We start from the raw sequence: 25,906 nt of genomic DNA, 5'->3' as shown, positions 1-25,906 counted from the left end.
CCCGTAAGGCACTGCCAAGCAGGCAGGGATTTAACGCGGTTGACACTGATTTTTTCACTTTGTCCAAAATTGGATATCTTCTCCTCGTGCGCTTGCCTCTTTTGCTATTTGGTTGGTATTCTTCTGGTATTACTAAAATGGAGGAGAGCTCGTCATCTGTCATCCTTTCAGGGCTTAATAAAGAGTTGGAGTCCTGAAAAGACGATAGCTATTGGGGGTAGGATGTGAGTCCTACCCAATGATTAGGAGGCTTGTCTCTGTCTCATCTATAAAATCAAAGCATTATCTTCACCGCATGTCAACGTATCGATTATTTGAGCTGAATACTTTTATACGCCGCTTTGTTGCGTTGAACCTACCGGAACCGGTGTGGGTACAGGCCGAGGTAGCTGAAGTAGACGAACGGCGTGGACATTTCTACCTGGCCTTGATGGAGAAGACCGAGGATGGCCAGGAGGTAGCCGCACAAGCCAAGGCCGTCATCTGGTCCAGGACGGCCAATCAGTGGCAACGAACCAATAAGTTGCTGCTCCACGACCTACTGCAAGCAGGCCGCGAAGTAAAGCTGCAAGTGCAGGTGAGTTTTCACGAGCGCTATGGTCTACAATTGCAAGTGCAAGACCTCGATGCCAACTATACCCTGGGGGTAATGGCTCAACAAAGGCAGCGAACGATAGACGAATTAATGGCGGCAGGTTTGCTGCAAGCCAATAAGATGCTGCGCCTGGCATTGGTCCCCCAGCGCCTGGCGGTGATCAGCTCGCCCGCAGCAGCGGGCTGGGAGGACTTTATGGCGCAATTGCGGGACAATCCTTACGGCTACGACTTTGAGGTACAATTGTTTCCGGCAGCGATGCAGGGGGCTCAAGCCAGTCCAGAGATTCGCCGACAATTGAAGACCATTGAGCGCCGCCGGGATAGTTTTGACGCGGTGGTGATTATTCGCGGCGGCGGCGCACGGATGGATCTTGCTGACTTTGATGAAAAAGAATTGTGCTTTGCGGCAGCTCAAATGACCTTGCCCATCATCAGTGGTATCGGCCATGAAACCGATCAGTCCATCATGGATATGGTTGCCCATACGGCGCTGAAGACGCCTACGGCGGCTGCCAATTTCCTCATCGACCGACTCCATTACCTGGATCAGCAACTCGCTGGGGCCAGACAAACACTACAACAGCAAACTTCTCAACTGGTACAGCGCAAGGCGTTTGAGCTTGCTCGCCTTGGTGAGCAACTCAAATTTCAACAACAACAATTGCTCCAAAAAGAAGCCTGGAAACTGGATCAGTATGCTCAGCAAGTGCCCCAATTGGTGCGGCAAATACTGGACAAAGCTTCCTCAAAACTGGAGCAACTCCAACAGCTACAAGATTTGCTCAGTGTAGAGCGCCAACTTGAAAGAGGTTTTGCGCTGCTGAGTGTTGGCGACGAAATCATTCGCAACAGTCACCAGCTCGCACAACACGATACGGTCACCTTACATTTACAGGACGGAACAACCACCGTAAGTACAGCTCCACAAGACAAGAAAAAATGAAAGAATTGAGTTACGAAGAAGCATTGGCAGAACTTCAAACGATCCTCCAGGATTTGCAAAAAGAGCAAGTGAGTATTGATGCCTTGAGTGCCAAAAGTGAGCGGGCAGAAGTATTGCTCAGCTATTGCCAGGAAAAACTGCGGGATTTGAATGCTAAACTTGCTCCAAAGGAAGATAGGCCAAACCCGTAATTTTTATTGGCCCTATAGATGCTGGGCCGTGCAATCGCCCAACCTGATGCCAACGACGAGCCAGCAAGTCAAAGTAATACCAGCCTTGGGTAGTATGGTCAGGAAAATAGAGCAACTGCCCAATCACTACCACATCATCCATCGTGAAGTAAGGAATATTCTGTTTGGTCCCGGCAAACAGCTCACGACCATCAAATTGTGCAGGAGAAAATGGGTAAATGTACGTGGTATTTCGATCAGGAAGACCATCCAAGCCAAAGAGTCGGCCCTGAAACATGGCTATCTCATCAAAATCATCGGGCGGCGGATTTTGGCGCAGGGTAGCTACCATTTTGCAACGTGCATTGTTGCGATTGACCGTTAGAATAGCTTCCGCATTTTGGTCTTGTTCAATATCACCATCAAGGCTCGCCGAGAGGTAGAGCAGGTCATTGGCTTCATCGTAAGTGAGGCCCTCACAAAAGTGAACTTTTTGATTGTTGGTCTCAAAGTGCCCTACCCTTTCCCAAGTTCCGGTGGTACGAATTTTGATCAACTCCGGATGATCGTGGGCATTCATGGTAGAATAAAAAGCGGTATCTCGGGGAATATAGACCAAATTACGAAGTTCTGCACCTGCGGGAAGCCCCTCTAGTTCACGCATAGGCAGCAGTTCGCCGCTCTCTAAATTTACCTCTACCATTTGGTGACCATTGATCCCTACGACGATACCCATTTGTGCCTGTACATCCACCAGTACAGCTAGAGCGAGTAGAACAAAAAGCAGGGTATGAAACGCTAATTTACAGCTAAATTTTCGGGACATTTTTCTGGGATTAAGGACCAATAGTTTGGTTTTAGCCAACTTAGTCCGTATGGAGATACAGACCGTGCTTCGCGGCCTTTTAGTAGAGGGTATAGAGATTAAGAAACCATCATTGTTTAATTTCCAACATCCATCAAGTAAATCAATATTCGGAATTAATAGTTAGATTACGCTGAGAGAATGAATCCCTCTACCTTCTACCCTGAGGGCACGAAGTAGCCCGAGCACCTCTACGGACTTTTGAGAAAAGTCCAGCTAAGAGCTTGGGAAGCACAAAGGTCTGGCTTTTTTTGGAATACTAGTACACCTTTTCCCCATTCTTCAACCAGATGCCCCAGGTACGATTATAGGCATGTACGGCCTCGGTGGTATCGCCGGCGGGTGTAACAACAGTGTGCCCCTGATTTTTCCACTCGAAAATCCCTCCGTAAAGGTTGGAAACATCTTCAAAACCTGCAGCAATGAGTTGCTCGGAAATTTTCTCACTACGGTAGCCCACAGAGCAATACACCACGATGGGCGTGGATTTTGGAAGGTCACTTACCTCCTCAAGCCGGAAGTGATCATAGCCCACGAAGCGCGCACCATCAATGTGACTGACCTCGTACTCTTTGCGCTCGCGCGCATCAAGAAACACCGTATTCGCGGGTTTTTCTGCCGCGTCGGGCACATTTATTTCGGGAACAGTATGAGAGAGGAGGGTTTTTAGCATTAGGCCGTAGCTATTGCTTTTTACAGAAGCCTCCTGAGCAGTAAGACAAGAGGAAACGATCAAGGACAGGAGCGCTAAGGATAAAGTGTAGCGGATATATTTCAGCAAAGCTTGCATTATTTGTATTTTGGAATCTTATAGCATATCAAACATCAATCCAATCATTATGTATAAAACGCTTTTTACCTGCCTGATGGTTTACCTCTGCGGTATTTGTTTTGGACAAAATTCCGATAACAAAGCCGCTGTGATCGCATCCATTGAAGCACAATCCGATGATTTAATAAAGATCAGCGATGAAATATGGGCTTTAGCCGAAACGGCCTTTGAAGAAACGGGGTCGGCAGAATTGTTGGCGGCCTACGCGGAAAAGAATGGTTTTCGGGTAGAACGCGGCGTAGCAGAAATGCCCACCGGCTTCACCGCAGAGTTTGGCGAAGGCCATCCGATCATTGGTATCCTCGGAGAATTTGATGCCCTGCCGGGATTATCACAAGATGTCAATCCAGAGAAAACACCTATTGAAGAAGGCGGTGCTGGCCATGGCTGTGGGCACAACCTCTTTGGTGCGGGTAGCCTGGGGGCTGCTGTGGCCATTAAGGAACTGATTGCTGCTGGCAAATTGAAAGGAACCATTCGCTTTTACGGCACCCCGGCCGAAGAGAAGTACTTTGGCAAGCTGTTCATGGCCCGGGCTGGCATGTTTGACGACCTGGATGTTTGTCTCGACTGGCACCCCAGCTCGCGGATTGAAGCCGATGTGCAGAGCTCGCTGGCGCTGGTAGATTTCGTGGTAGAATTTCGCGGACAGGCAGCGCACGCGGCCGGAGATCCCTGGAACGGCCGTAGTGCCTCGGATGCCATGGAGCTGATGTCGGCGGGTATCAATGCTTACCGCGAACACATCAAGCCTACTGTACGCATCCATACCCACATGCAGCAAGCAGGTGATGTGGTCAACGTGGTGCCCGACTACGCCAGAATGTGGGTACGCGTTCGCGACCGCGACCGCGAAGGGATGATGCCCGTATGGGAACGCGTGCAGGAGATTGCCCGTGGTGCAGCAATTATGGCCAATGTTGACTACGAAATCACCTTGGTATCAGGTCTGCACGAAGTGCTTCCTAACCGTACGGGAGGTGCAGCCATGCACGCTAATCTGGAATTCCTGGGCCCCATCAAGTACAACGAGGCAGAAGCGGCCTTCGGGCGGGGTATTCAAAGAGCGACCGGCAAGCCGCTGGTGGGCATTGATGGTAGTGTACAGCCTTTTAAAGAAACCGCTGAGAATCCAAGCGGTGGTTCTACCGATGTAGGGGATGTTAGTTGGCTGGTGCCTGAAATACGGCTACGCGTGACGACGGCTCCTAAAGATACGCCCTGGCACTCGTGGGCTGTAGTCGCTTGTGGCGGCATGAGCATCGGGCACAAAGGAATGGTCTACGCCGCCAAGGCACTTTCCATGACCATGGTGGACCTTTACGAAAACCCGGAATTGGTGAAAGAGATACAAGCGGAGTTTAAAGAGCGTAGAGGTGATTCCGAGTACAAGGCTATTTTGCCAGAGGGGCCACCGCCGATTGAGGGAAATTGAGTTTTTTTGATCCATACGAGGGATTATTAGGGAATTTAAGAGAAGATTTTTTGATCCCGACCTCGAAGTGCTTTCACTTTGTGGTCGGGATCGTTCGGAAACTAAAATGCGCGGTTCCTAATATAAAACTCCGGGTCCATGCCTGCAAGGCCAGTTTGAAGGCAGATTAGTACTTTAGTGGCTAATAAAAGTCAATTAGCTCCCCCCGTTAATTATACCCCGGGTTTTGCACCAAAGCACCCTGGCTCAAGTCAATCTCTCCTTGCGGAATGGGAAACAGTTCATGCTGGTTGACAATGAAGTTTTTGCCTACGTTTTGCATAACAGTAGCTGCTCTTTTTTGGCGAACGAGATCGAACCAACGGTGCTGCTCCAACGCTAATTCTACCCGACGTTCCCGCCATATTGCTGCACGTAATTCAGCAGGGTCGGTCAGGGTCAGGTTGGGTAAAACGGAGGGGCTTGTTCCACGGGCACGTTCGCGAACCAGGTTGATATAGGTCAAGGCCATAGGAGTTTTACCATTTTCGTTCAGCGCTTCTGCTGCGATCAGCAGCACGTCGGCATAACGAAGAATACGGATATTACCTGGGCCATTGCCATTCCCTCCTGTATGCTCAGGTACCCAAGCTTTTTGGTTGTACCGCTCCCCGATGATATTGACATTATCCTGGACAATTCCAGAGCCATCGGGTAGTACTTCTCCAACGAAAAGAATGGTTGCGTCACGACGTGGATCACCTGGTTCGTAGGCGTTCAGCAAATCATTGCTGGGACTATTGAATCCCCAACCTAAATTGGGTTCCCCTCTTACGCCCTGCACCTCGTTGTATTGGGTTCCGCCTCCACCCGTTTCGTAAGCGGCGGCCTGTACTTCAAAAATACTTTCTACCGAATTTTCCCCTTCTCTACGGAAGAGCTTTGCATAGCTATTGTAAAGATTATATTGCCCAGAATTAATCACTTCCAGCGCAAGGCGTTCGGCCTCGGGCCAGTTTTCTAAAGTCAAATATACCTTAGCAAGCATGGCTTTCGCGGCTCCTTGGGTAGCACGACCAACATCGGCACTTGTGTATCCGTTTCTGGTTGGTAAGGCATCACTGGCATCATTCAAATCCGCGATAATCTGTTCGTAAACCAGGCTTTTGGGGCTTCGTTCAATAGAAAAATCACTTGGAAAGGGTTCTGTTATCAAGGGCAGGTCTCCAAACCAGCGGACAAGATTGAAGTAGAAATGCGCCCGCAAAAATTTAGCTTCTCCAATCAAACGCATCCGCAAATTTTCATCCATTTCCGGGACCGTTGGAATGCGGTCGATGGCCAAGTTAGCTCGGAAGATGCCTACATAATATCCGTTCCAGACACTGGCAGGGGCTACATTGGTAGGCGTATGGGCAAAATCGTCAACTTCCTGCAAGAAGAAGGCATCGTTTGGAGTGCTGCCTTTGTTGGAATCATCGCTCACGATATCGGTCATACCGATAAAACTAAACACATGGGTTTCCCAATCCCGTAATTGGGAATAAATCGCATTCACCGACTGCGTCGCTTGTTCTGCATCGAGAAAGTAATTATCCAGGGTATAGCTCTCTTGTGGGGCCCGATCCAGGACACTGTTGCAGGCTGTTGCCAGGAATAATAGCGGAAAAAGATATAATAGATTTTTCATATATTTTTTGTTTTTCAGGATTTTACAAATCACTTAAAACTGAATGTCTATCCCTACCGTAATCGTTTTCGAAACGGGGTAAATATTGCCACGGTCAATTCCGTTGTCAAAGACATTGTTGTTATAAATTTCCGGATTATAACCGGTGTAATCGGTGGAGGTCCACAGGTTGGTACCGCTCACATAAACGCGCAGGCTTTGCAGGTAGATCTTTTGTGCCAATGACAACGGGAGGTTGTAACCAAATTGCACATTTCGTAGTCGGATATAAGAGCCGTCCTCAATGAAACGGCTGCTCAGGCGTTCGATATTGGTTCCACCAAAGGTCACGCGGGGTTCGCTATTGCTCGTTCCTTCGCCCGTCCAACGATCGAGAGCGTTTGTTTCAAAATTATAGGCGCCGAAGCGGGCCATTTTTTTGGCATTAATGATTTCGTTGCCGAATTGCCCAACGATATCCACGCTCAGATCAAAGCCTGCAACTTCAATAAATGCATTGGCACCGAGGATAAAATCAGGGATGGGAGAACCCAATAAAGTCCGGTCTCCCTCTGCTGTAATGATACCATCACCGTCAAGATCGGCGAAGCGTAAATCACCGGGTACTTGATTACCTAGGGTGGCATAGGTGGTCAGTTCTTCTTGATTCTGGAAGACTCCTTCGACGACCAATCCGTAGAAAGCGCCAACCGGATTGCCTGCCCGAGAATTGGTACCCAATTGGCCACCGATACCCAAACCACCACCAAACAGGTCACTGTCCAAATCGTCTACTTTAAGAACCTCATTGTGGAGTATGGAGCCAAGCACCCCAAGGCCATAACGGACAACGCTGCCATTTTTCCGCCAGTTCAGCTTCATGTCAATCCCTTGATTGAGTACCTCCGCAATATTTTGGGTAGGAGGACCAGCACCCAAATAGTTAGGGATATCGGCCGCATATAAAATGCCTTCCGTTGTCCGCTGGTAGATATCTATTTCTAGTTGAAGTTTGTTGTCGAAAAAGCCAGCTTCCAGTCCTACATCCACCTGGGTCGTTTCTTCCCAGCGGATATCGGGGTTAGCCAGATTTTGCAAGGTAGAGCCCTGGTTCAATTGCTCGGTGGTACCAAAAACGGCTCCCAGGCCTGTTTGGATTAGTGCTGTATATTGGTAGTCGCCGATACGGTCGTTACCCGTTTTACCCCAGCTGAAACGCAGCTTTAAACGGCTTAACAGTTCTGTTTCCCGAAAGAAAGGTTCGTTCGTAATATTCCACCCCAAGCCTACGGAAGGAAATACGCCATAACGGTTGTTGGCACCAAAGCGGGAAGAACCGTCCACGCGGCCTGCCAGCGTCAGCAGATAGCGGCTGGCAAAGGTATAGTTGACGCGCCCCAGGTAGGAAACCAGCCCCCAATCGCCACCATAGATGCCATTACCCGCAAAGCTGGTCTGTTGTTCTCCGGCGTTGATGTAGAGTAAATCGGGGCTTTCACCTACGAGGTTTTGACGGCTTCCTTCCAGGCTTTCGCCAAAATTATCCTGGTAGGTCAAGCCTGCGATGCCGTCTACTTGGTGATCGCCCCAGGTATTGGCGTAAGACAAGGTATTTTCCCACAGCCAGTTGCGGTAAGACTCATTACGTATCGTCAATTTGTTCTGCTGGTTTTGCTGAATAGGTGACACTTCAAATACGGGCACAAATGCCCGATTGGTATTGTTCACATAGTCTAAACCGAAATTGGTCCGGAAGGTGAAGTGTTTCAAAAAAGAAACATCTGCATAAGTATTTCCGACTACCCTGTAGCCCCGCGTCTCGTTATTATTGTAAAAAATGGTTGCCACAGGATTGCCTGTTGAGCCAAAAACGGAGGTATTTCCAAAGTCCCCTACCGAATCTATTGCGGGAGTGAGTGGATCGGCGTGATAGGCCCCGAGTAGGATAGCACCACCATTGATATTGTTACTATGGAAAGTTCCTAAGGAAACATTGCTTGCGACCGTCAGCCAGTCTTTTACTTTCAGCTGATTATTGAACCGAGTGGTGATACGTTCGTAATCTGAACCTTTCACAATGCCATCCTGGCCAAAGTAGTTGGCGCTAATATTGTACTGAGACTTTTGATTTCCCCCGTTAATGCCTAGTTGAATGTTATGGACGGCCGCCGTTTGCAGCACCTCGTTTTGCCAATCGGTAGATTCCGTAAATTGGCTGGGATCAGCAAAGCGAGGCTGACGCCCTTCGTTAACATCCGCTTCATTGATGAGGGTCGCATATTGTTCGGCGTTGACCAATTCGATCGTTTTGGTAATTTCCTGGGTACCGGTATATGCGCTTACGTTGATGGTTCCCTTTCCTTCGGTATTTCCAAGTTTAGTGGTGATGATGATGACCCCATTAGCTCCTCGAGCGCCATAAATAGACGTTGCAGAAGCATCTTTGAGCACAGAAACGCTTTCTACATCTTGAGGGTTAATGAATTGGATATCATTGACGATCATGCCGTCCACTACAAAAAGTGGGTCGGCGTTGTTGAGCGTCCCAACCCCTCGAATTCGGAAAATAGCATCTGCGCCGGGTGCACCCGAGGTGGGAATAATTTGCAAGCCCGTAACTTTGCCCTGCAAAGCCTGCCCTAATGACTGGGAAGGAAGGTTGTCTAATTCATTGGAGCTTACAACAGAAACAGCCCCCGTCAAGTCATCTTTTTTCTGGACACCATAGCCAATCACAACGACTTGTTCCAGCAATTGCATGGCTTCTTCCAATACGATATCAATCTTACTCCGTCCTGCGATAGCCACCTTTTGAGTGACGTAGCCGAGGTAGGAATACTCCAATGAATCGGTTGTACTGGACACTACCAGTTCGTAGTTTCCATCGAGATCGGTAATAGTTCCTGAAGTAGAACCTACCGCTAGAATATTCACACCGATCAGTGCGCCGTTTGCATCAGTGACTGTTCCTGAGACAGAACGCTGCGCTAGTAAGCTGAACGGCAAGAGGAAAAGTAAAACACAGTTTATGTTCTTCATCATCATGATTTTTAAGTGTTACCTAGTGGTCTGTCAAGTTTAGTTTTGTTGGTTTCAAATGCTTTGTTTCTACACTTTCATGCCGGGTTGGTAGTGTTCGTCCCGAGACTTCGGGACTCACGGTGGTGCTCTCCCGACCTTTCGTCGGGTTCGCGGTGATGCCGACTGCGTCGGCGATAGCCGAGCTAGCCGAGAGCTTTAGCGAGCATCCCGAGAATCGGGATGAACACCACCGCGAATGAAATGAGCACCACCCTACCAAGCGCAACGCACAAATCACCAAGCATCAACCCGTAAAATTCAACTTGTCGCAACGGTACCTAGTACTCAAAACTAACCTTTTGCGTAGCTCGCGAATCCCCGCCGATATAAACATCAAAAGTACCGGGCTCCATGCCCCAGGTCATATCCCTGCGCAGGAAGGACAGTTCCTCTTTACTGAGCGTAAATTCGACTGTTTTACTTTCCCCTGCGGCAAGATCGACGAGTTGAAAACCCTTTAGCTCACGAAGTGGCCGGGTGACACTGCCAACCAGGTCGTGCACATAAAGTTGTACCACTTCCCGACCTAAACGTTTGCCTGTATTCGTAACCTTGACACTAAAGGTAGCTGTAAAATCTCCCTCCGAAGCCGCTTTGGTGACGGTAGGCGTTTCGTAGTTAAAAGTGGTATAAGAAAGGCCAAAACCAAACGGGAACAGCGGATCATTGCTTTCGTCGAGGTATTTGCTTGTGTATTTGTTTCCAGCATCAAAAGGGCGGCCCGTATTTTTCATGTTGTAAAAAATCGGCACCTGCCCCACTGAGCGAGGGAAAGTCATGGGGAGTTTACCCACTGGTACGTAATCGCCAAAGAGGATATCCGCTACCGCATGCCCCCCTTCTGAGCCAGGATACCAGGCTTCCAGGATGGCATCTGAATGATCAATGATGTTGCTCAAATCCAGAGGACGGCCGTTGAGTAATACCACTATTATAGGCTTACCTGTTTGATGCAATTGACTAATCAGTTCAGCTTGTTTCCCCGGTAGCGTAATGCTGGTACGACTGGCTGCTTCACCACTCATCGTCCACTTTTCGCCTACCACCACCACCACGGCATCGGCCAATTTGGCGGCTGCCAAAGCGGCGGGAATACCCGTTTCGTCGTCTCCTTCTACCGACACCCCTGGTGTGTATGAAATTTTTGTGGTTTGACCTAAAGCAGCCTGAATACCCGTCAGCAAACTTACGCAGTCTCTGGCACGGCCATCGGCATGCCATGCGCCAAGCATATCTTCCTGGCTTTCCGCCAAGGGGCCTACAACCGCTAGCTGTCTAATACTTTTTGCGAGGGGAAGTGCATTGTTTTCATTTTTAAGCAATACTAAACTTTCCCGTGCTGCTGCTCGTGCCGTAGCTCGGTGATCAACGGTAAAAATATTCGTTGCCTGACGATCCATATCATTATAGCGATAAGGGTCTTCAAACAGTCCAAGTGCGTATTTAATACGGAGGATTTGCCGTACGGCCTGGTCTATTTTAGCTAGTTTCACCTTGTCTTCTGCCACTTTCTTTTCCAGGTAATTGTAATAGACTGCGCCTTGCATATCCATGTCTACACCTGCATTTACGGCAAGCTCACCAGCATCGGCATCATTGGCAACGATCCCGTGAGGGACCATTTCATTGATGCTGGTGTAATCGGTAACGACAAAACCTTCAAAACCCCATTCATCGCGGAGAATTTCGGTAAGGAGGTGGTAATTACCGCTTGCTGGTTGGCCATCCACTTCATTAAAGCTGGTCATGAAAGTCCCTACCCCAGCATCCAGTGCAGTTTTGAAGGGAGGAAGATAGGTTTCGCGCAAACTACGTTCTGAAATATCTACGGTATGATAATCACGCCCTGCTTGCGCCGCTCCGTACGCGGCATAGTGTTTGGCACAAGCCACCAGTGTAAAAGGATCGGATAAATCTTCTCCCTGGTACCCCTTGACCTTTGCTTCGGTCATGGCTTTGCCCAAGAAAACATCTTCTCCATTCCCTTCCATTACTCTTCCCCATCGGGGGTCACGCGCCACATCTACCATCGGTGCAAAAGTCCAGTGCAGGCCGGCAGCTGCAGCTTCACGGGCGGCAATACGGGCCGTTTCTTCTGCTAAAGTGGTATTCCAGCTAGCTGCTTCTCCCAGTGGAATGGGAAAAATAGTACGGTAACCATGAATGACATCGTAGCCAAAAATCAAGGGAATACCCAAGCGGGTTTCTTCGATAGCCATTCGTTGCAACTCGCGGTTATAATCAGCGGTATGCGCATTGAAGATCGCCCCGGTTCTACCGCCCCTTATATCCTCTTGATACCCTTCGCGCAAGGTGGGGCCCGTCTGATCCCAGTCGCTGGTAAAAAGGGTCATTTGCCCTATTTTTTCTAAAAGTGTCATCTCGGAAATTAAAGCATCAATGGCTTTTTCTTCCTCCTCCGTAGTCCATCTGCTTTGGGCAAATAAGCTACCTGCACTGAAGGCTATTAAAAGCAAGAGTATATTTTTACGCATGTTGTATTTTTTGCATTTTTAGGATCTGGTTTTCTAACCAGTGGTTCTCACTTTGGAGAAAAAAGCCCTACAGGTACTCCTTTATTTTTTTAGCAACGAAGACACAAACCTGCCTGCCAGCAAGCTGTCCTTACAGGCAGGCAAGTTGGAGCTTTAGTGGCTATTCCTGTTATCTTCTGCGTCGAGCCAACCGCCGCTGAATCCAGCACGCAGTAAGCCTGTTCGTATGTAGGGGCTCTGTTTCATGGTTTCCCACAAAAGCCCACTTCGATGGTTTTCGATTTGTAGTAATATGGGGCCCTGGTCAATCCCCAGATAGTCTATATCAAACCACCCCTTTGGATGGGTAGAAGAGGTGTAAGTAAGGTTAAAAGCATCCTTAAAGCCGTACTGCCCTATTAAATCATCATAGTAGTTCGTCCACATCTGCTCCAAAGCGGCTAAGCATTCTTCGGGTGCAAAAGGGACAGAACCTCCGGCAGCGGTGGGTGCTATTGTGCCATCATCAATGATCTGTTGGCTAGCTGCTCCACGTGCACGATAAGTAAAAAAGGTGAGAGGTTTACCTTGCCAAACAGTATCTACGCTTGCTGGTCCGTCGCAAGCCGTCAAGCCCCATTGAGTGATTCCATAGCCTACGAAATCCATAGGGTTTTCTATACAGTACGCTTGATTAGCAAGCGTCGCCTTCCGACTATTAATAAAATAATCACTCTCCTGCCGACGCATAAAATCGTCCTGAATCCCCTTGAAGTCTATATACATTTGACTGTACTGATGGCCGAAAAGCGGGTCAAAATTCAGGTGCGTTTGCCCTTGAAAAGTAGCCCATTCATACGTTTCGCACCACAATTCCCAGCTGTTAGATGGAATAGGATGAGTAGGGGAAGCCATGGCTAAAATGATCAGGATCATGGCTTCGTTATAGCCGTGCCAATTGCTTTCCAGAAAACCCTTTTCCGGGTGCCAGCCCATGCTGATTCGGCCTTCTTTATCAAGCATCCAATCCCATTCTACCCGCCGATAGAGCAAGTCTGCCAGCCTCCTTATTTCGTTTTCGGTGGTATTGTCTTCCTGAAAATACATTTGTGCAGAAAGCACACCCGCCATGAGTAAACCCGTATCAATCGTCGACAATTCAACTGTCTTGTAACGCAAGGCCTGGTCATTGGTGAGAAAGTGATAGAAAAACCCTTTGTAGCCACTCACACCACTTTTGGATGCGCCTTGTGGTAGCTCCCACAAAACACGCAGGGTTGCTAAGGTTCGTTCTGCGGCATCTGATCGAGTAATATACCCTCTTTCCACCCCTACCTGATAGGCTGACAAGCCAAAACCAGTAGCGGCTATACTGCTAAACCTTTTGGTGGGCCAGCGGTCAGGAATCTGGTAATTACCTGGAAGTGCCAATTCCCAAAAGTAGCCAAAGGTTCGCTGTTGCAACTCGTCCATACTGAAGGGCACCGGCTGCTCAACTACAGTGGCAGCTATCCCCGATACATCAGGACGGACGACTCCATTGCAGCTGAAAAGTCCTGCAAAAACAAATAATAAAATAGCAGAGCAATACCGCTTCATAGCTGAATGAATTTCGGGAAGGTTGTGGAGGGTAGGTTAGAGCCCAGCTTTCCAAAGGACAAGAAGCTCCTTTAAAACTTGATAGAACACGGATCTAACGGATAAAACAGATTTACACAGATTTAAAAGCCGTGTAAATCCGTCAGATCCGTTGGATCCGTGGCCCATCCATTTTCTGGTGTTTTTTAACGCGACTAAAATCGTCACGTCATCTTATCACCAGATTGGATACCAAGTACCTAGTACTAAGTACCTAATACCCAAAGCTTATTGTTTTACAAACTTGGCATTAGCCACCAGCTGACCGCTTTGATTGTAAGCAGTGAGGAGGTATACCCCTGGAGACAAGCCGATGAGGTCTAACTCTGTAACTTGTGCGCTGCTCGCCAATTGTAACGTTCTCATGGGTTGTCCCAATACGTTGACGATCCGGAACAGCGTAGCTTCTTCCGCATTTTCAACACGAAGAACATCTTGTGCCGGGTTGGGCATAACGCGTAATTGAGCCACTTGTACAGGGTTGAAGACCCCCACAGTGCCACAGCTTTCACCAGCTACTGAAATATCATCGAAGTAATGCGTAAGGTTTTCCGTAGGAATCACGCCAAAGTTGGGTATTAAAGTAACCCTTGCATAAAGAGCATCATCAGGAAGCCCACTGAAATCCCAGGTCAGCTCCTGCCATTGATTAGGCGTGGTATAGTCTACATTGTTATCAGGAGAATTGGGCGCACCATCGATACCGCCTTCCAATTTCATGGTCACGATCCCTGCTACGGGCATCCATACCTTCATGGTCATGGTTTTATTATCATTGGGCAAAGCGATTGGCCCAATCGGATCGGCAAACATACCAGCAAATTCTAGGCCGTCATTGGCTTCTTCGAAGGTACCTACCATCGCACTACCATTCACTGCATCAGGTGCAGGGTTGGCCTGTACGATAAATGGGTTGCCCTCCAATGCTCCATTGGCAAAATAACGCCAACCGATTAAGCTGGTTTCAGGTGTTTCGAAGTTACTCACACAATCACGAAGAGGTGCGTGGCGTAACTCGATATTGTCGAGATAGTAAGCAACTTCACTACCAGGGTTTTGGCCTGCATTCATAAAAATAGCCAGGCGAGTGTATCCCATATCGGCAGCCGCACTAAAGTCCACCTGGTAACGTACCCATGCATTGGTTTCTGTAATGTCTACGAATACTTCGGTAGCAGGATTAGGGCCACCCTCCAGTTTAACCAACATTGGTACCGCAGCAGGAGACCAAACCATCACCGAAAACTGGTTGTAGTCCGTTAGGTCAAAAGGATCTACGTTGTCAATCACCAGCGCTGACCATTCGTCGTTGGGATCAAGGTACTCTCCTACTCTGGCACTCGGGTTAGCGGGCGTTAAATCTGGATTATCGATCACGGTAAGGCGATCAATGCCTACAGAATAAGTGGCATTGCGCTGACATTCAAAATTGTCGAGGATACCTGTAAGAGGCTCTACTCCTTCACAAGGATCAACGGTGCTTTCGCCCTGACCGAGGTTATCGAAATAGTAAGTACCCGTGGTCGTGGTTCCTGGATCGAACAAGAGGTTGATGCGTTCAAAGTCAGTAACATCAGCATAATCTTCAAAGGTGAAGTTTAACGACTCCCAGCTCTCGGTAGCAGCTAAGTTCTGAGAAACACTCACGGCCCCTTCGGTTGGGCTTTGGAGTTGCATAGTTACGGTGGTAGCTCCTGCTGGTGCCCATACCTGCATGTTGATCTGTGGATTACCCGACAGGTCGATGCCTTCTGGCAGAAACGCGGTTAAGGTGCTAAAGTTAGATGGACCTCTGGTGTAACTACCCACCGTTGGGGTGGTGTTACCATTGGCAGGGTCGGGATTATTGATTGCGCCATTAAACGTACCGTGCAAATCGGTATCACCGTTCAGTGGCATCCAGCCTAAAGCAGCACCACCTTCAAAATCTTCTAGGGGTTCTGCGGCTGGAGCAGGGATACGGGTGATATCATCGATGTAATAGATGTCTCCATCACCATTGACACCAGCATTGAAAAAGAATACCAATTTCTTGTGGTTCGCCGTAGCCTGTGAACTAAAGTCGGCACACACTTCTACCCAAGTATTGGTTTGTGTAATTTGTACGCCCTGCTCTACAGGAGCAGAGAGCCCGCCTTCGAGCTTAAACAATAGGTTACCCGTTACAGGTGCCCAAACTTTCATACAAATCTGGTTGTTGACCGACAAATCTAAAGCACTATTGTAGTCAATCACCATCGCGTGGTACTCACCATCGCGGTCCGTATACTGGCCTACACCTGCACTGGTGTTAATGCCGCTGGCATCGGGATTAGCAATGGCTTCAATATCATCGTAGCCAGGGATCGCATAAGTAGCGTTGCGTTGGCACTCAAAATCGTCAATGATCAGAGGGTCTGGAATTGTTCCGGCGCAACTGTTTGCGGGTGTAGCCACTATGTTGTCGAATAGGTAGGTATCACCGCTGGCCTCTACCCCTGGATCAAAGAAGAAAATAATCTTGGTGATCGTCGTAAAACCAGCCGCTCCACTGAAATCAAAATCATATTCGATCCAACGGTTGGTAATGGCAATATTTTTTGTGACTTCAATGGCTTCGCCTACACCTTCCAGTTTCATCAGTACCTGGGTAGCAGCACCGGCATACAATTGAATCTTGAAATGATTGTTCACAGAAAGATCCATTGGTGTAGCCAATTCCCCAAGGAAAAGGCTGTAAGCATGCATATTGCTCTTGGTATAGGAACCCACATTAGCACTAGTGTTAATACCAGCCATAGCAGGGTTGGCAACCACACCATCATAAGTACCGTCAAAGGCCGTCCAGGTTATCCCCTGGCCACCGCCCTCGAAGTCTTCGTAAATTACTTGTGCCGACAAGCTGAAGGTCAGCAGCAGTAAGAGGATTGGGGTAAGTAGAATTTTTAACATTTAAGCTTTTTTAATGGTTGAATGTGATTGATATTAGGAACCCAGTAGCACTAATGGAGACCAATGCTGTTCTGATTCCGATATCATTTGAATAAAATAGAGCCCCTCTGGTAAGGAAGGGAGTTGATAAGTCAATCTTTGTTCTCCAGCAGCAAGCGTGGTAGGCTTTTGCAACACAGCTACTTGTTGACCATTGGTATTCCGTAAAAGAATCGTTAGATCAGTTGTGTTTTTAAGGCTAAAGACCATGGTCACCTGGCTACTTGCGGGATTTGGGGAAAGCGTAACTTCGCTAGCCAGGAAATCTGTTACCTTTTTCACGCTGTTTACGACGGAAGTATCGGGGGTGAACCCAATCGCATCAAGCGCAGGTTGTATTTCCGGGTTCTGCATAAACAAATCCCAAAGCAAGCCTGTGCGATAATTTTCAATCATACAAATAATCGGTCCCTGGTCAATGGCCAGATAACTGTTGGCAAACCAATTGGCTCCTGGGTTAAAGGCATCGTAAAAGCCATATTCGCCCCAGAGCCGGTCGCCGTATTCTCGATAGAAATGCTTCATCACACTAATACTCAAAGCAGGTGTGTAGGGCATAGAACTCAGCGCAGCGGTAGGAGTCAGCGTGCCGTTATCGGTGGTGCTATTGGCGGGCTCATGCGCCAGGTAGCCATTGGGGCTATCGCTTGCAGTCAAGCCCCAACTGTTCTCGCCATATCCCACGTGCCCAAAAGGATTAGCGATACAGTGTGCCCGGTTGATCAGCGTGTGATAAGTATTTCGATTGAAGTAATTGGTGTATTGATCAGCGATGCCGCGTGGATCAAAACCCAAATAGCTGTAGTGGCTAAAAAACAGCGGCCCACCCCGAAAACCTCCTACTTCCAGCGGGTAATTATAGTAACTGCTGTTACTGGTATAATCGCCCCCGGCCCAGCCGGTATGGTAGAGTGAAGCAGGAATATTGAATGCCTCTACAGGCGAAGCGATGGCCAGCAGGTAAACAATGTGGGTTTCATTGAATCCCCGCAAGGGAAGATTGATGTTGAAATTATTATCCGGCGACCAATGCCAATACAAGACGTTGCTGACTAGTTTGCGATACCAATTCCAGTCGACTGTTTCCCATATATTGGTTATTTTTTCTCTTACGGAGATCTCCATGTCGGTATTACCGCTGAAGTACTCCCGTGCGGTGAGTAATCCTTGTACGAGGAAGGCTGTCTCCACCAAATCCCCGCCATTGTCTTGTGGACTGAAGGGGATAACCTGCCCGGTTGCGCCGTTTAGCCAATGGGAGAAAGCTCCCTTAAAGCGAGCAGCATCATCGTGCAAAAAGTTAACGATCTTATTGATCCGCACCAATGCTTCTTCATAGGTTACAAATCCACGTTCTGCTCCTACAATGATAGCCATCACACCAAAGCCGCTTCCCCCGGAAGTGACCGTACTCGTGGTGTTCCGTTCTCTTGCCAGTCCAGAAACAGGATGGGCGAAATCCCAGAAATAGCGAAACGTATAAGCCTGAACCATATCCAGCAACTGCTCATCTGTCATCTCGAAAGTGGTTGCCGTAAGCGTATCCGAAGGGGTACTTTCTTGGGCGGCCAGGTCAACGGCGGTCAGATAGTATGCCGTTGTTTTGTTCCAATCGCCGACAAAATCGATAAAACTGGTTTTTACGTTATTCACGAAACCAATAAAGCTATAAGTGGCCTCTCCTTCGTGTTGCGCATAGATACGGTACCCTTGTAAACCAGGTTCGGCACTGGCATCCCATTGGAGTTCACAATGGTGGTCATAAGCTTGTACCGTCAATCCTGTTGGCGTATCGGGCTGCGCAGCCAAAAAAATGCTACTACAACACAACAAAAGCGCAAAAACAGCCATGCGGAGCAAGGATGGAAGCCGAAACAACAGAAAAAGAGTAAACAGTTTGATCATTTTGTCAAATAATATTACAACCAAATATTTAATAGCTAATTCGCTATTATCAAGCATAATATTACGATCAAGACTTGCCAAAAGCAAGAAAAACACCTCACCACGACTACGCCATTGATGATTTTTGTAAAAAGACGGGGATTTTTGGAGACAGGATCTCAGTGGACACAGCTAACTGATAAACAGATAATTAAAACCAATAAAAGCCAATATACTGGTGCAAAAAAACAATTTCCCCACTACACCTTGCACCTCATCATCTCTAATAATTCATAAAGAAGTCGGTCAAGCTATCGTTCGCGTCCAGATTGGTTTTTTTGCGGAGGCGGTAGCGCTTGTTTTCCACTCCCCGGATGGAGATATGCAGTAAGGGTGCGATTTCTTTTGAAGATAAGTTCATCCGTAAATAGGCTGCCAGCTTCAAATCACCGGGGGTGAGATCAGGATATGCTTTTTTGAGCCTTTTGAAAAAATCATCGTGCACCTGATTAAAGTTCGACTCGAACATTTCCCAATCTTGTTCACCACTCAGGTGTTTGTCGATCAGGTCTTTTAGTTTGTAGTAGTCGCGCTCAGAAAGGCTTCGTTGGGCAGCTGTTCGGAGTTCTTGCTTGAGGGTGAGTAAAATTTCATTTTTACGAACAAGGTTGAATGTACTATTGGCAAGTGCTTTACTTTTGCCGATGATGTCCGCCTGGAGTTGTTCGTTGCGTAACTGGATGCGTTCGTGTTGTAATTCACGTTTGCGCTTTAACTCCAATGCCAGTGCTTGCCGATGCAGTCGCCAATTGTGCAAACGGTACAATCCCCACCAAATAAGCAAGGCCAGGATAGTATATAAAACAAAACTCCACCCTGACAAATACCAGGGAGGATTGATTTCAAACGCTATCGATCTACTTACTCCGCTAAATTGCGAGGTCACCATAAATTCGTATTTCCCGGCAGGTAAATTGGTATACTCTTTCTCATATCGTGTCGACCATTCCGACCAGCCGGTATCAAAACCTTTTAGTTGGTAACGGTACAGCCCAGGTTCATCATAAACAGGTTGATGAAAAGAAAAACGTAGTTGATTTTGACGAAAAGCCAGCGTAGCCTGGGTGTCAGGAAGGGATTGCCAATTCTCCTTATCATCATAATATTCCCACCGGATAAAAAGAGTGGAAGAAGGCATTTCAACCGTTAACTGTTCAGGGTCCAATAAGGCATAGCCTTCATCAAGGCAAAAGAGCGACTGCCCATTAGAGAGGTTGATCAGCTTTGGCTCATGCCGCGCCAACTTGATAGGTAAACGGACAGGAAGCTCCTCGTAATTGTACATCCAAACCTGGTTAAACGTTGCCTGCATCCATTGATCTTCCCTTCCAGCCAATACCCAGGAGTTGGGCAATAACACTTCCCCACGAAAAGTATCAATCGGTAGAAACTGGCGGTTTTTATAGAGCCATTTCTGGTCAGCCGTTTGCACCAATACCCCTTCTGAAAATTTTGTCATGTGAAAGGAATGACCTTCCGGTAAACCCTCTTTTTCTCCTAATGCTTCTATTTTTTCATAAGCACTATAATCCGCATTCAACCTAAGGCAGTAAAGCCCTTCCGAGGCATGTGCGGCGAGGAATTCAAAAGTATCCGTACGTATAATTTCATCTAAAGGCGCTGTCAAGCCAGGAAAAGGTTGAGAAAATGTCCATTGTTCCTTTTTCCGATCCAAGCGGATGACACCTGTATAGGTAGCTTGTAAAAACTTGGGTGAGTGATGAGCAAGAGGAGACAACTGCCACCCACCAGTAACTTCCGATATTAAAACGGCATCCTGGTTTTCAATAAGATAAGTACCATTGTTATGCCCACACAACAATTGATCATCCATCACACTCAGCTCCCATACCTGCCCCTGTGTACCTGCGACCAATTGATAAGGAGCAATACTATTGAGTGGCCGTTGAAACAAACCCTGATTCGTTCCTATGTATAACCTATCATTAAAAATTGCGGCAGCATATACCGCACCAATCGCTTGCTGGCTGGCTGTGAAATAACGTAAAGGATCATTCAATACCACCAAATCGATCCCCCGGTCCAATCCTAACCATAAGTTCCCCACAGTATCTTCCAACATCGAGATAATCGTGTTGTTCTGCAAGCCCCCCGAACGATCAAGGCGGCTATGTAAATGACCGTCTTTGTGCAACAAATACAAGCCGCCCAGGATAGTACCTACTGCAAAAAGCCCACTACGCAGTTGCTCAAATTGATTGATTTGGTCATTGACCAGAACACCAGACAAGGGAATTTCCCACTTGGATAAATGTCCATTTTGCAGCTGAAAAATACCACTCCGTTCTGTTGCAATAAGCAAGCAGGAATCTACGGATACAACGCCTCGGATATTCTTACCCGCCAATGCCTCTGTGCCTGCTAACAAAGAAAAAGCCCCTCCTGGTCTCCACTGGAACAAACCTTCATCAATGACAGGAACAAAAAGTTGATCATCAACTTGGATCATGTTCAATATCACCCCGGGAGGCAACACCTTTTCTACATGCTTACCATTATAAATATAAATAGCACCGAAAGAATGAAACAAGACGACGGAGTCGAGGACAATAATATTCCAAATTTCTTCGCCTAATTCCGCTTTAGGCAGGTACTTACTGATTGATACATAGCTACTTCCATCATCAGCATCCATATCAAAATAGCCAAATTCATTGTAAGCACCGACATAAACCTTGTCATCTGCACCAATGGCGACAGACCGCACTACTTTTTGCCCAGGCAAGGTATGAAGGAGCCAGTAGTTGCCATTATACGTAAGTAATCCGCCGGAATTAGCGATGTGCATACTCCCATCAGAGGATTGTGCCACCATCCAATTTTGGTTAGAAGCTTGGTAGTCATTAGGGGTAAATGTGCGCACCCGAGGGGTTTCTGGACGAGAACGATTCGTTTTCACAAAAGTGTCCCCCTGTGCTATTGTGAGTTGACCAAACAACAGCAATTGGCTCAAGAGTAGGAACAGAAAGCGTATATATTTTGCAAAAACTCGAATCATTCAATTTATTAGCTTGATTTCCGCTTTCTGGCAAAAATCGTCGAGGGTCGCGAGGCGATGCTATCACCCCTTGAAGTAAATGGCAGAGGGGTATAAAACCGCAGTAGAAAGTGGCCTTTATAGTCCTCCCTCTACCTTCTATCCTGGATCCTTCTACCGTCTAAGCCCTTCCGGTCTCTTCCAGCATCTCCCGGAAGTGGTTATTGTAGTCATCCGCTGCCAGCAAATCCTCCATTGACAAATGCATCCGATACCGCCAGTAATGCTGGGTAATAGCTGGAATATTGATGCGCTCAGCAGCCGGATCGGGGTGGCGAAGATCTCCGTCGATGGCAAGCATATCCTGAAGCGGGAAGACCGTCCACATGGTCGGCCAACTGAGGTGTTGAAGGATAATGGCTTGGGCCAAATCAGGCGTACACGTTTCCGGCCCTTCACCCCACCAGCCCAGTTCGCGGTTGCAAAATCGCTGGCGGCGCTCAGGTGTCTCTTCTTCCCACCAGAGCCTGATGGGCGACATATCGTGGGTGCTAGGGCTGCATACCGACCAATAAGGAATATCAGCAGCCGACAAAAACTCGGTTTGAGGATTTTTGGCCATGCGCTGTATTTCCAGGGAAAGAATGCCTAAGTCTTTCATGACCTCAGGCACACAATTAGGCACCATGCCAAGATCTTCGCCACAGATCAACATATTGGTCGCTTCTTTCATCGCGGGGAGCTTGGTCATGCCTTTTTCCCGCCAAAAATCCTCTTGTCTACGGTAGAAGTAGTCATTGTAAACATCTGTAAGCTGCCCCTGGGTGTAGCCGTCGAGCAACCGAAACGACCAGGTCTTTTGCATATCAATGCGTGGATGAAACTGACTACCATGGGAACCTTCCACCTCAAAGAAAAGAACATTGCTCACCAAAGAAAACAACCGCTTCTCCAGGTGTTGATCTGCTGGCGATAGAGCGGCCTTGATTTGGCGTTGGGTAGCGTAGTTATCTTTTAATTTGAGACGATTGTGGAAGACTTCCAAAAAGTTATCCTGTACGTAAGCAGCATCTTCCCCAAAGATTTCACGAACCAATTCTATGGTAATATAAGGAAGGCAAAAACGGTCGAAATCAAAATAGATCCCTCTTTGGTAAAATTCGTCCAACTGTACCGGCAGTGCCGGATTGAAGCGTCCCATAATGCCTTCGATCTGATCGATGGGCGTTTCCCAAATACGGAAGAAGCCAAGGATGTGATCGATCCTAAAAGCATCGAAATAGCGGCTCAACTGTGTAAAACGCTGCCGCCACCACTTATAATCGGTTTTGGCCATTTCCTCCCAATCGTAGGTAGGAAAGCCCCAGTTTTGCCCCTCCGTAGCGAAATCATCCGGGGGTGCACCAGCTTGGCCATTCATGTTGTACAATTCAGGGGCAACCCAGGCATCTGCACTATGGCGATAGATGCCAATGGGGATGTCTCCTTTCAAAACCACACCCTTGCTGCGCGCATAGTCGCCAGCTCCTTTCAGTTGCTTATCGAGATGAAACTGAAGGTAGTAATGAAAAGCCACCTCATCATAGGTTTTGCTCTTTGGGTCTGTAAGTGCAGCAATCGCTGTCTGATCATAGACCTGATGGCTTTCCCATGCTGTAAAATTGGGCGTACGGTATTTGTCACGCAGGTAGCAGAAAGCGGCGTAGTCCTGCAACCAATGCTTGTTTTCTGTAAAGAAAGTAGCGAACGCTTCACTTTTCAAGAAGGCTGTTTTCGCCTTCTTGTACACCTTTCGCGCATAATCCAGTTTAAACTTGACCACCGCCTCATAATCCACTTCGGGTAAAGCATTCAGTGCCTTACGTTCCCTTTCCACATCAGCTTTGTTGAGCGTATGTTCTAAATCATCGATACTCAAATACAGCGGGTGGAGCGCAAAAACGGAGATGGCTGCGTAAGGGTAGGAATCTACCCAGGTATAAGTAGCAATGGTATCGTTGACGGGCAAAATTTGCACCATACTCATGCCCAGTTGCTTTGCCCAGTCGACCAGTTTGTGCAAATCCGTAAATTCACCACAACCAAAACTTTCGTTGGTACGCAAAGAAAAAACGGGCATGGCCACGCCTGCGCCCTTCCAATTGCCTTCCGCAAAGGAAAAGCTGCTGTCTGTTTTGACAATTGCTTCCGGGCCATAAGGCACATTGTATACGCGATTTGGGCCTGCTTCCCAGGAAACAACTTCTTTGCTCTTGGGATCAAGAAGGACATATTTGTATTCCAGATGCTGGCCAGGAGACAACGTCACCGCTGCCTGCCATAATGGATAATCCATACTCCCTAGCAGCAAAGCGTCAGTGGGTTGCCAGTTGCCCAGGGCCTTGGTATTACCTACAATGGCCAATTGCAGATGAGCAGGCACCCGCACTTGCAACATCTGAAACTGAACTTTCACCTTCCCCACTACCGGGCTACAAGAGGGAGCTTTGCGAAGTTCTGCTGGCTTAAAAATCACTTGCTCAAAGGCCGATGCATGGAGCGCTACGGAAGGGAGTTCGCGGGAGCGCCAGCTATCTTCGAGCAATAAGTTTTGCACTTTTCCTATGTTGATCGTCCGGTCAATGGCCAATTCTTCATCCGTATGGCCATGGCCATCAAGCACTTGATAACGATAAGCAAAATCAGCAGGCAGCTTATTCGTTTCCCAGGTACCTTTCCACCAACCGTCTTGCTGGTATTCCAGGGCAATGGAGGGTTGACTAGTTTGATTTGTGCGGACAAATACCTGTTGCCCCCATTTGGTTTGGTAATTGATAGAGAATTGGATCAGCATAGTAACTAGCTATTTTAGTAGGCTCTGCCCAAAGATAGAAGGAAGTTTTAAGATTTCTTATCTTGGGTATGGGTTTCCCAACGAAACTTAAGTGTAGGTAAAAAAACTAGTCATGAAAAAACTGCTCACCTTTTCTTTTATGCTCCTTTTTGGCGCATTTCAAACAGTAAATGCCCAAACCAAAGCCCTCGTAGGAGGCACCCTGATTGACGGCTTTGGCGGCAAGCCCATTCACAACAGTGTTATTATCATAAAAAATGATCGCATTGTCGCAGTTGGGCACCAGGGCAACCTATCGGTTCCCGCAGGAGCTGAAGTGATCTCCACCGAAGGGATGAGTGTGCTCCCTGGCTTGTGGGATATGCATGTACACCTGATGATCAATGGTCACGCCGACTACGCCCACTGGGATACGGCTTACCTCGATCGCTTGGGCGATGTGATTATGCCTTCTTCTGCCCATCAACTCCTCCGTGCGGGAGTAACCAGTGCCCGTGATTTGGGTGCCCCACTGAAAGAAAGTATTGAGGTCCGGGATCGCATCAACAAAGGAGAAATTCCAGGGCCAACGCTGTACATGAGTGGCCCCTTTATCCAGCATCAGCCCTATCCCGGCACCGAAGCTTTCCGCTGGGGGATTAGTGGCGTAACCGACGCACGCAGCAAAGTCCGTGAACTCGCTGAAGCAGGTGTGGATTGCATCAAGCTCATCGACCAGGATCAAATGACGATGGAGGAAGTCAAAGCAGTGGTGGACGAAGCCCACAAACACGGACTGACCGTGGTAGCCCACAGCCACCGACCCGAAGAAATCCGTAGAGGATTATTAGCGGGAGTCGATTGTTTTGAGCATACGGGCCTTTCTTCGGCCCCTGAATACCCTGCCGACGTGATGGAAATGATCAAAGAACGCACCGCGCAGATGAACCTGGGCCCGCTCTTTTGGACACCTACGGTGGAGGGACTTTACAACTATGAATACAAACGCGACAACCCGGAAGAGCTGGACAGCGACTGCTGGCACTTAGGTTTGCCGGATGACATTATCGCCGATATCGAACAATCCATTCGCTACCCTGGTCGCTTGCCCTACTTCCAATTGACACCTTCGCGACGGCCAACGCTGGAAAGAAAAGTGAAGCAATTATTAGATGCAGGCGTGGTGTTGCTGGTGGGCACAGACAGTGGTATTCCTACCAAATTCCATTGCCAAAGTACCTGGCACGAGCTAGATGTCTGGGTCAATGAATTTGGCATTGACCCGATGTACGCCATTAAAGGAGCTACTTACTGGCCCGCAAAAGTGATGGGTGTGGAGCAGGATTATGGAACCATCTCAGAAGGGAAATATGCTGACATCATCGCAGTGAAAGGCGATGTATTGCGCTATATCAACATCTTAGCAGATGTCGATATGGTGATCAAGCACGGAAAAAGAATCAAGTAAATTAAAGTTAGGCTGGATTTTCGTTGAAAGT

At 47.9% G+C, this 25,906-nt stretch carries 14 protein-coding genes; 4 read left to right on the top strand and 10 right to left on the bottom strand.

Annotated elements, in window-relative coordinates; genetic code table 11:
- Positions 1-295: 295 nt before the first annotated feature.
- Both xseA and xseB read left to right on the top strand, forming a co-directional pair.
- Positions 296-1,540, top strand: a complete 1,245-nt coding sequence (xseA, locus tag AB0L18_RS17565; protein WP_367388615.1) for an exodeoxyribonuclease VII large subunit — start codon at positions 296-298, stop codon at positions 1,538-1,540.
- On the top strand, positions 1,537-1,731 hold the full coding sequence (gene xseB / locus AB0L18_RS17560) for an exodeoxyribonuclease VII small subunit (protein WP_367388614.1): 195 nt from the start codon (positions 1,537-1,539) through the stop codon (positions 1,729-1,731). The genes xseA and xseB overlap by 4 nt, the downstream gene beginning before the upstream one ends.
- Here xseB and AB0L18_RS17555 read toward each other — a convergent pair.
- Together AB0L18_RS17555 and AB0L18_RS17550 are read right to left on the bottom strand one after the other, a co-directional pair.
- Positions 1,694-2,536 carry a hypothetical protein gene (locus AB0L18_RS17555; protein WP_367388613.1) on the bottom strand — a complete coding sequence of 281 codons (843 nt, stop codon included), beginning with the start codon at positions 2,534-2,536 and terminating at the stop codon, positions 1,694-1,696. The two genes, xseB and AB0L18_RS17555, sit on opposite strands and share 38 nt — an antisense overlap.
- 298 nt (positions 2,537-2,834) lie before the next feature.
- Positions 2,835-3,365 (bottom strand): rhodanese-like domain-containing protein, encoded by a 531-nt coding sequence (locus AB0L18_RS17550; RefSeq protein ID WP_367388612.1) that lies wholly within the window; start codon positions 3,363-3,365, stop codon positions 2,835-2,837.
- Between the two features lie 49 nt (positions 3,366-3,414).
- On the opposite strand from AB0L18_RS17550, the gene AB0L18_RS17545 reads away from it, so the two are divergent.
- Positions 3,415-4,842, top strand: a complete 1,428-nt coding sequence (locus AB0L18_RS17545; RefSeq protein ID WP_367388611.1) for an amidohydrolase — start codon at positions 3,415-3,417, stop codon at positions 4,840-4,842.
- A 208-nt stretch (positions 4,843-5,050) separates the two neighbouring features.
- On the opposite strand, the gene AB0L18_RS17540 is transcribed toward AB0L18_RS17545, so the two are convergent.
- The 8 genes from AB0L18_RS17540 to AB0L18_RS17505 form a co-directional block, all read right to left on the bottom strand.
- Positions 5,051-6,511, bottom strand: a complete 1,461-nt coding sequence (locus tag AB0L18_RS17540; protein ID WP_367388610.1) for a RagB/SusD family nutrient uptake outer membrane protein — start codon at positions 6,509-6,511, stop codon at positions 5,051-5,053.
- A 33-nt stretch (positions 6,512-6,544) separates the two neighbouring features.
- Positions 6,545-9,535: a SusC/RagA family TonB-linked outer membrane protein gene (locus tag AB0L18_RS17535; protein WP_367388609.1), complete on the bottom strand. Its 2,991-nt coding sequence runs from the start codon at positions 9,533-9,535 to the stop codon at positions 6,545-6,547.
- A gap of 314 nt (positions 9,536-9,849) precedes the next feature.
- Positions 9,850-12,066 carry a beta-glucosidase BglX gene (gene bglX / locus AB0L18_RS17530; RefSeq protein WP_367388608.1) on the bottom strand — a complete coding sequence of 739 codons (2,217 nt, stop codon included), beginning with the start codon at positions 12,064-12,066 and terminating at the stop codon, positions 9,850-9,852.
- 153 nt (positions 12,067-12,219) lie between these two features.
- Positions 12,220-13,644 carry a glucoamylase family protein gene (locus AB0L18_RS17525; protein ID WP_367388607.1) on the bottom strand — a complete coding sequence of 475 codons (1,425 nt, stop codon included), beginning with the start codon at positions 13,642-13,644 and terminating at the stop codon, positions 12,220-12,222.
- A gap of 267 nt (positions 13,645-13,911) precedes the next feature.
- Positions 13,912-16,614 (bottom strand): T9SS type A sorting domain-containing protein, encoded by a 2,703-nt coding sequence (locus AB0L18_RS17520; protein WP_367388606.1) that lies wholly within the window; start codon positions 16,612-16,614, stop codon positions 13,912-13,914.
- Between the two features lie 33 nt (positions 16,615-16,647).
- Complete coding sequence (locus AB0L18_RS17515) at positions 16,648-18,558, bottom strand: glucoamylase family protein (RefSeq protein WP_367388605.1); 1,911 nt, start codon at positions 18,556-18,558, stop codon at positions 16,648-16,650.
- Between the two features lie 262 nt (positions 18,559-18,820).
- Positions 18,821-21,616: a triple tyrosine motif-containing protein gene (locus tag AB0L18_RS17510; RefSeq protein ID WP_367388604.1), complete on the bottom strand. Its 2,796-nt coding sequence runs from the start codon at positions 21,614-21,616 to the stop codon at positions 18,821-18,823.
- A 160-nt stretch (positions 21,617-21,776) separates the two neighbouring features.
- Positions 21,777-24,428 (bottom strand): 4-alpha-glucanotransferase, encoded by a 2,652-nt coding sequence (locus AB0L18_RS17505; RefSeq protein WP_367388603.1) that lies wholly within the window; start codon positions 24,426-24,428, stop codon positions 21,777-21,779.
- Between the two features lie 139 nt (positions 24,429-24,567).
- On the opposite strand from AB0L18_RS17505, the gene AB0L18_RS17500 reads away from it, so the two are divergent.
- Entirely contained in the window at positions 24,568-25,875 is a 1,308-nt protein-coding gene (locus AB0L18_RS17500; RefSeq protein WP_367393162.1) for an amidohydrolase family protein, read from the top strand.
- The last annotated feature ends 31 nt before the right edge of the window (positions 25,876-25,906 follow it).

It is taken from the genome of Lewinella sp. LCG006, from assembly GCF_040784935.1.
In the GTDB taxonomy this organism is placed as follows: Bacteria; Bacteroidota; Bacteroidia; order Chitinophagales; family Saprospiraceae; genus Lewinella.
The sequence above is the reverse complement of the archived record's forward strand: the minus strand, read 5'-3'. Positions and strand labels throughout refer to the sequence as shown.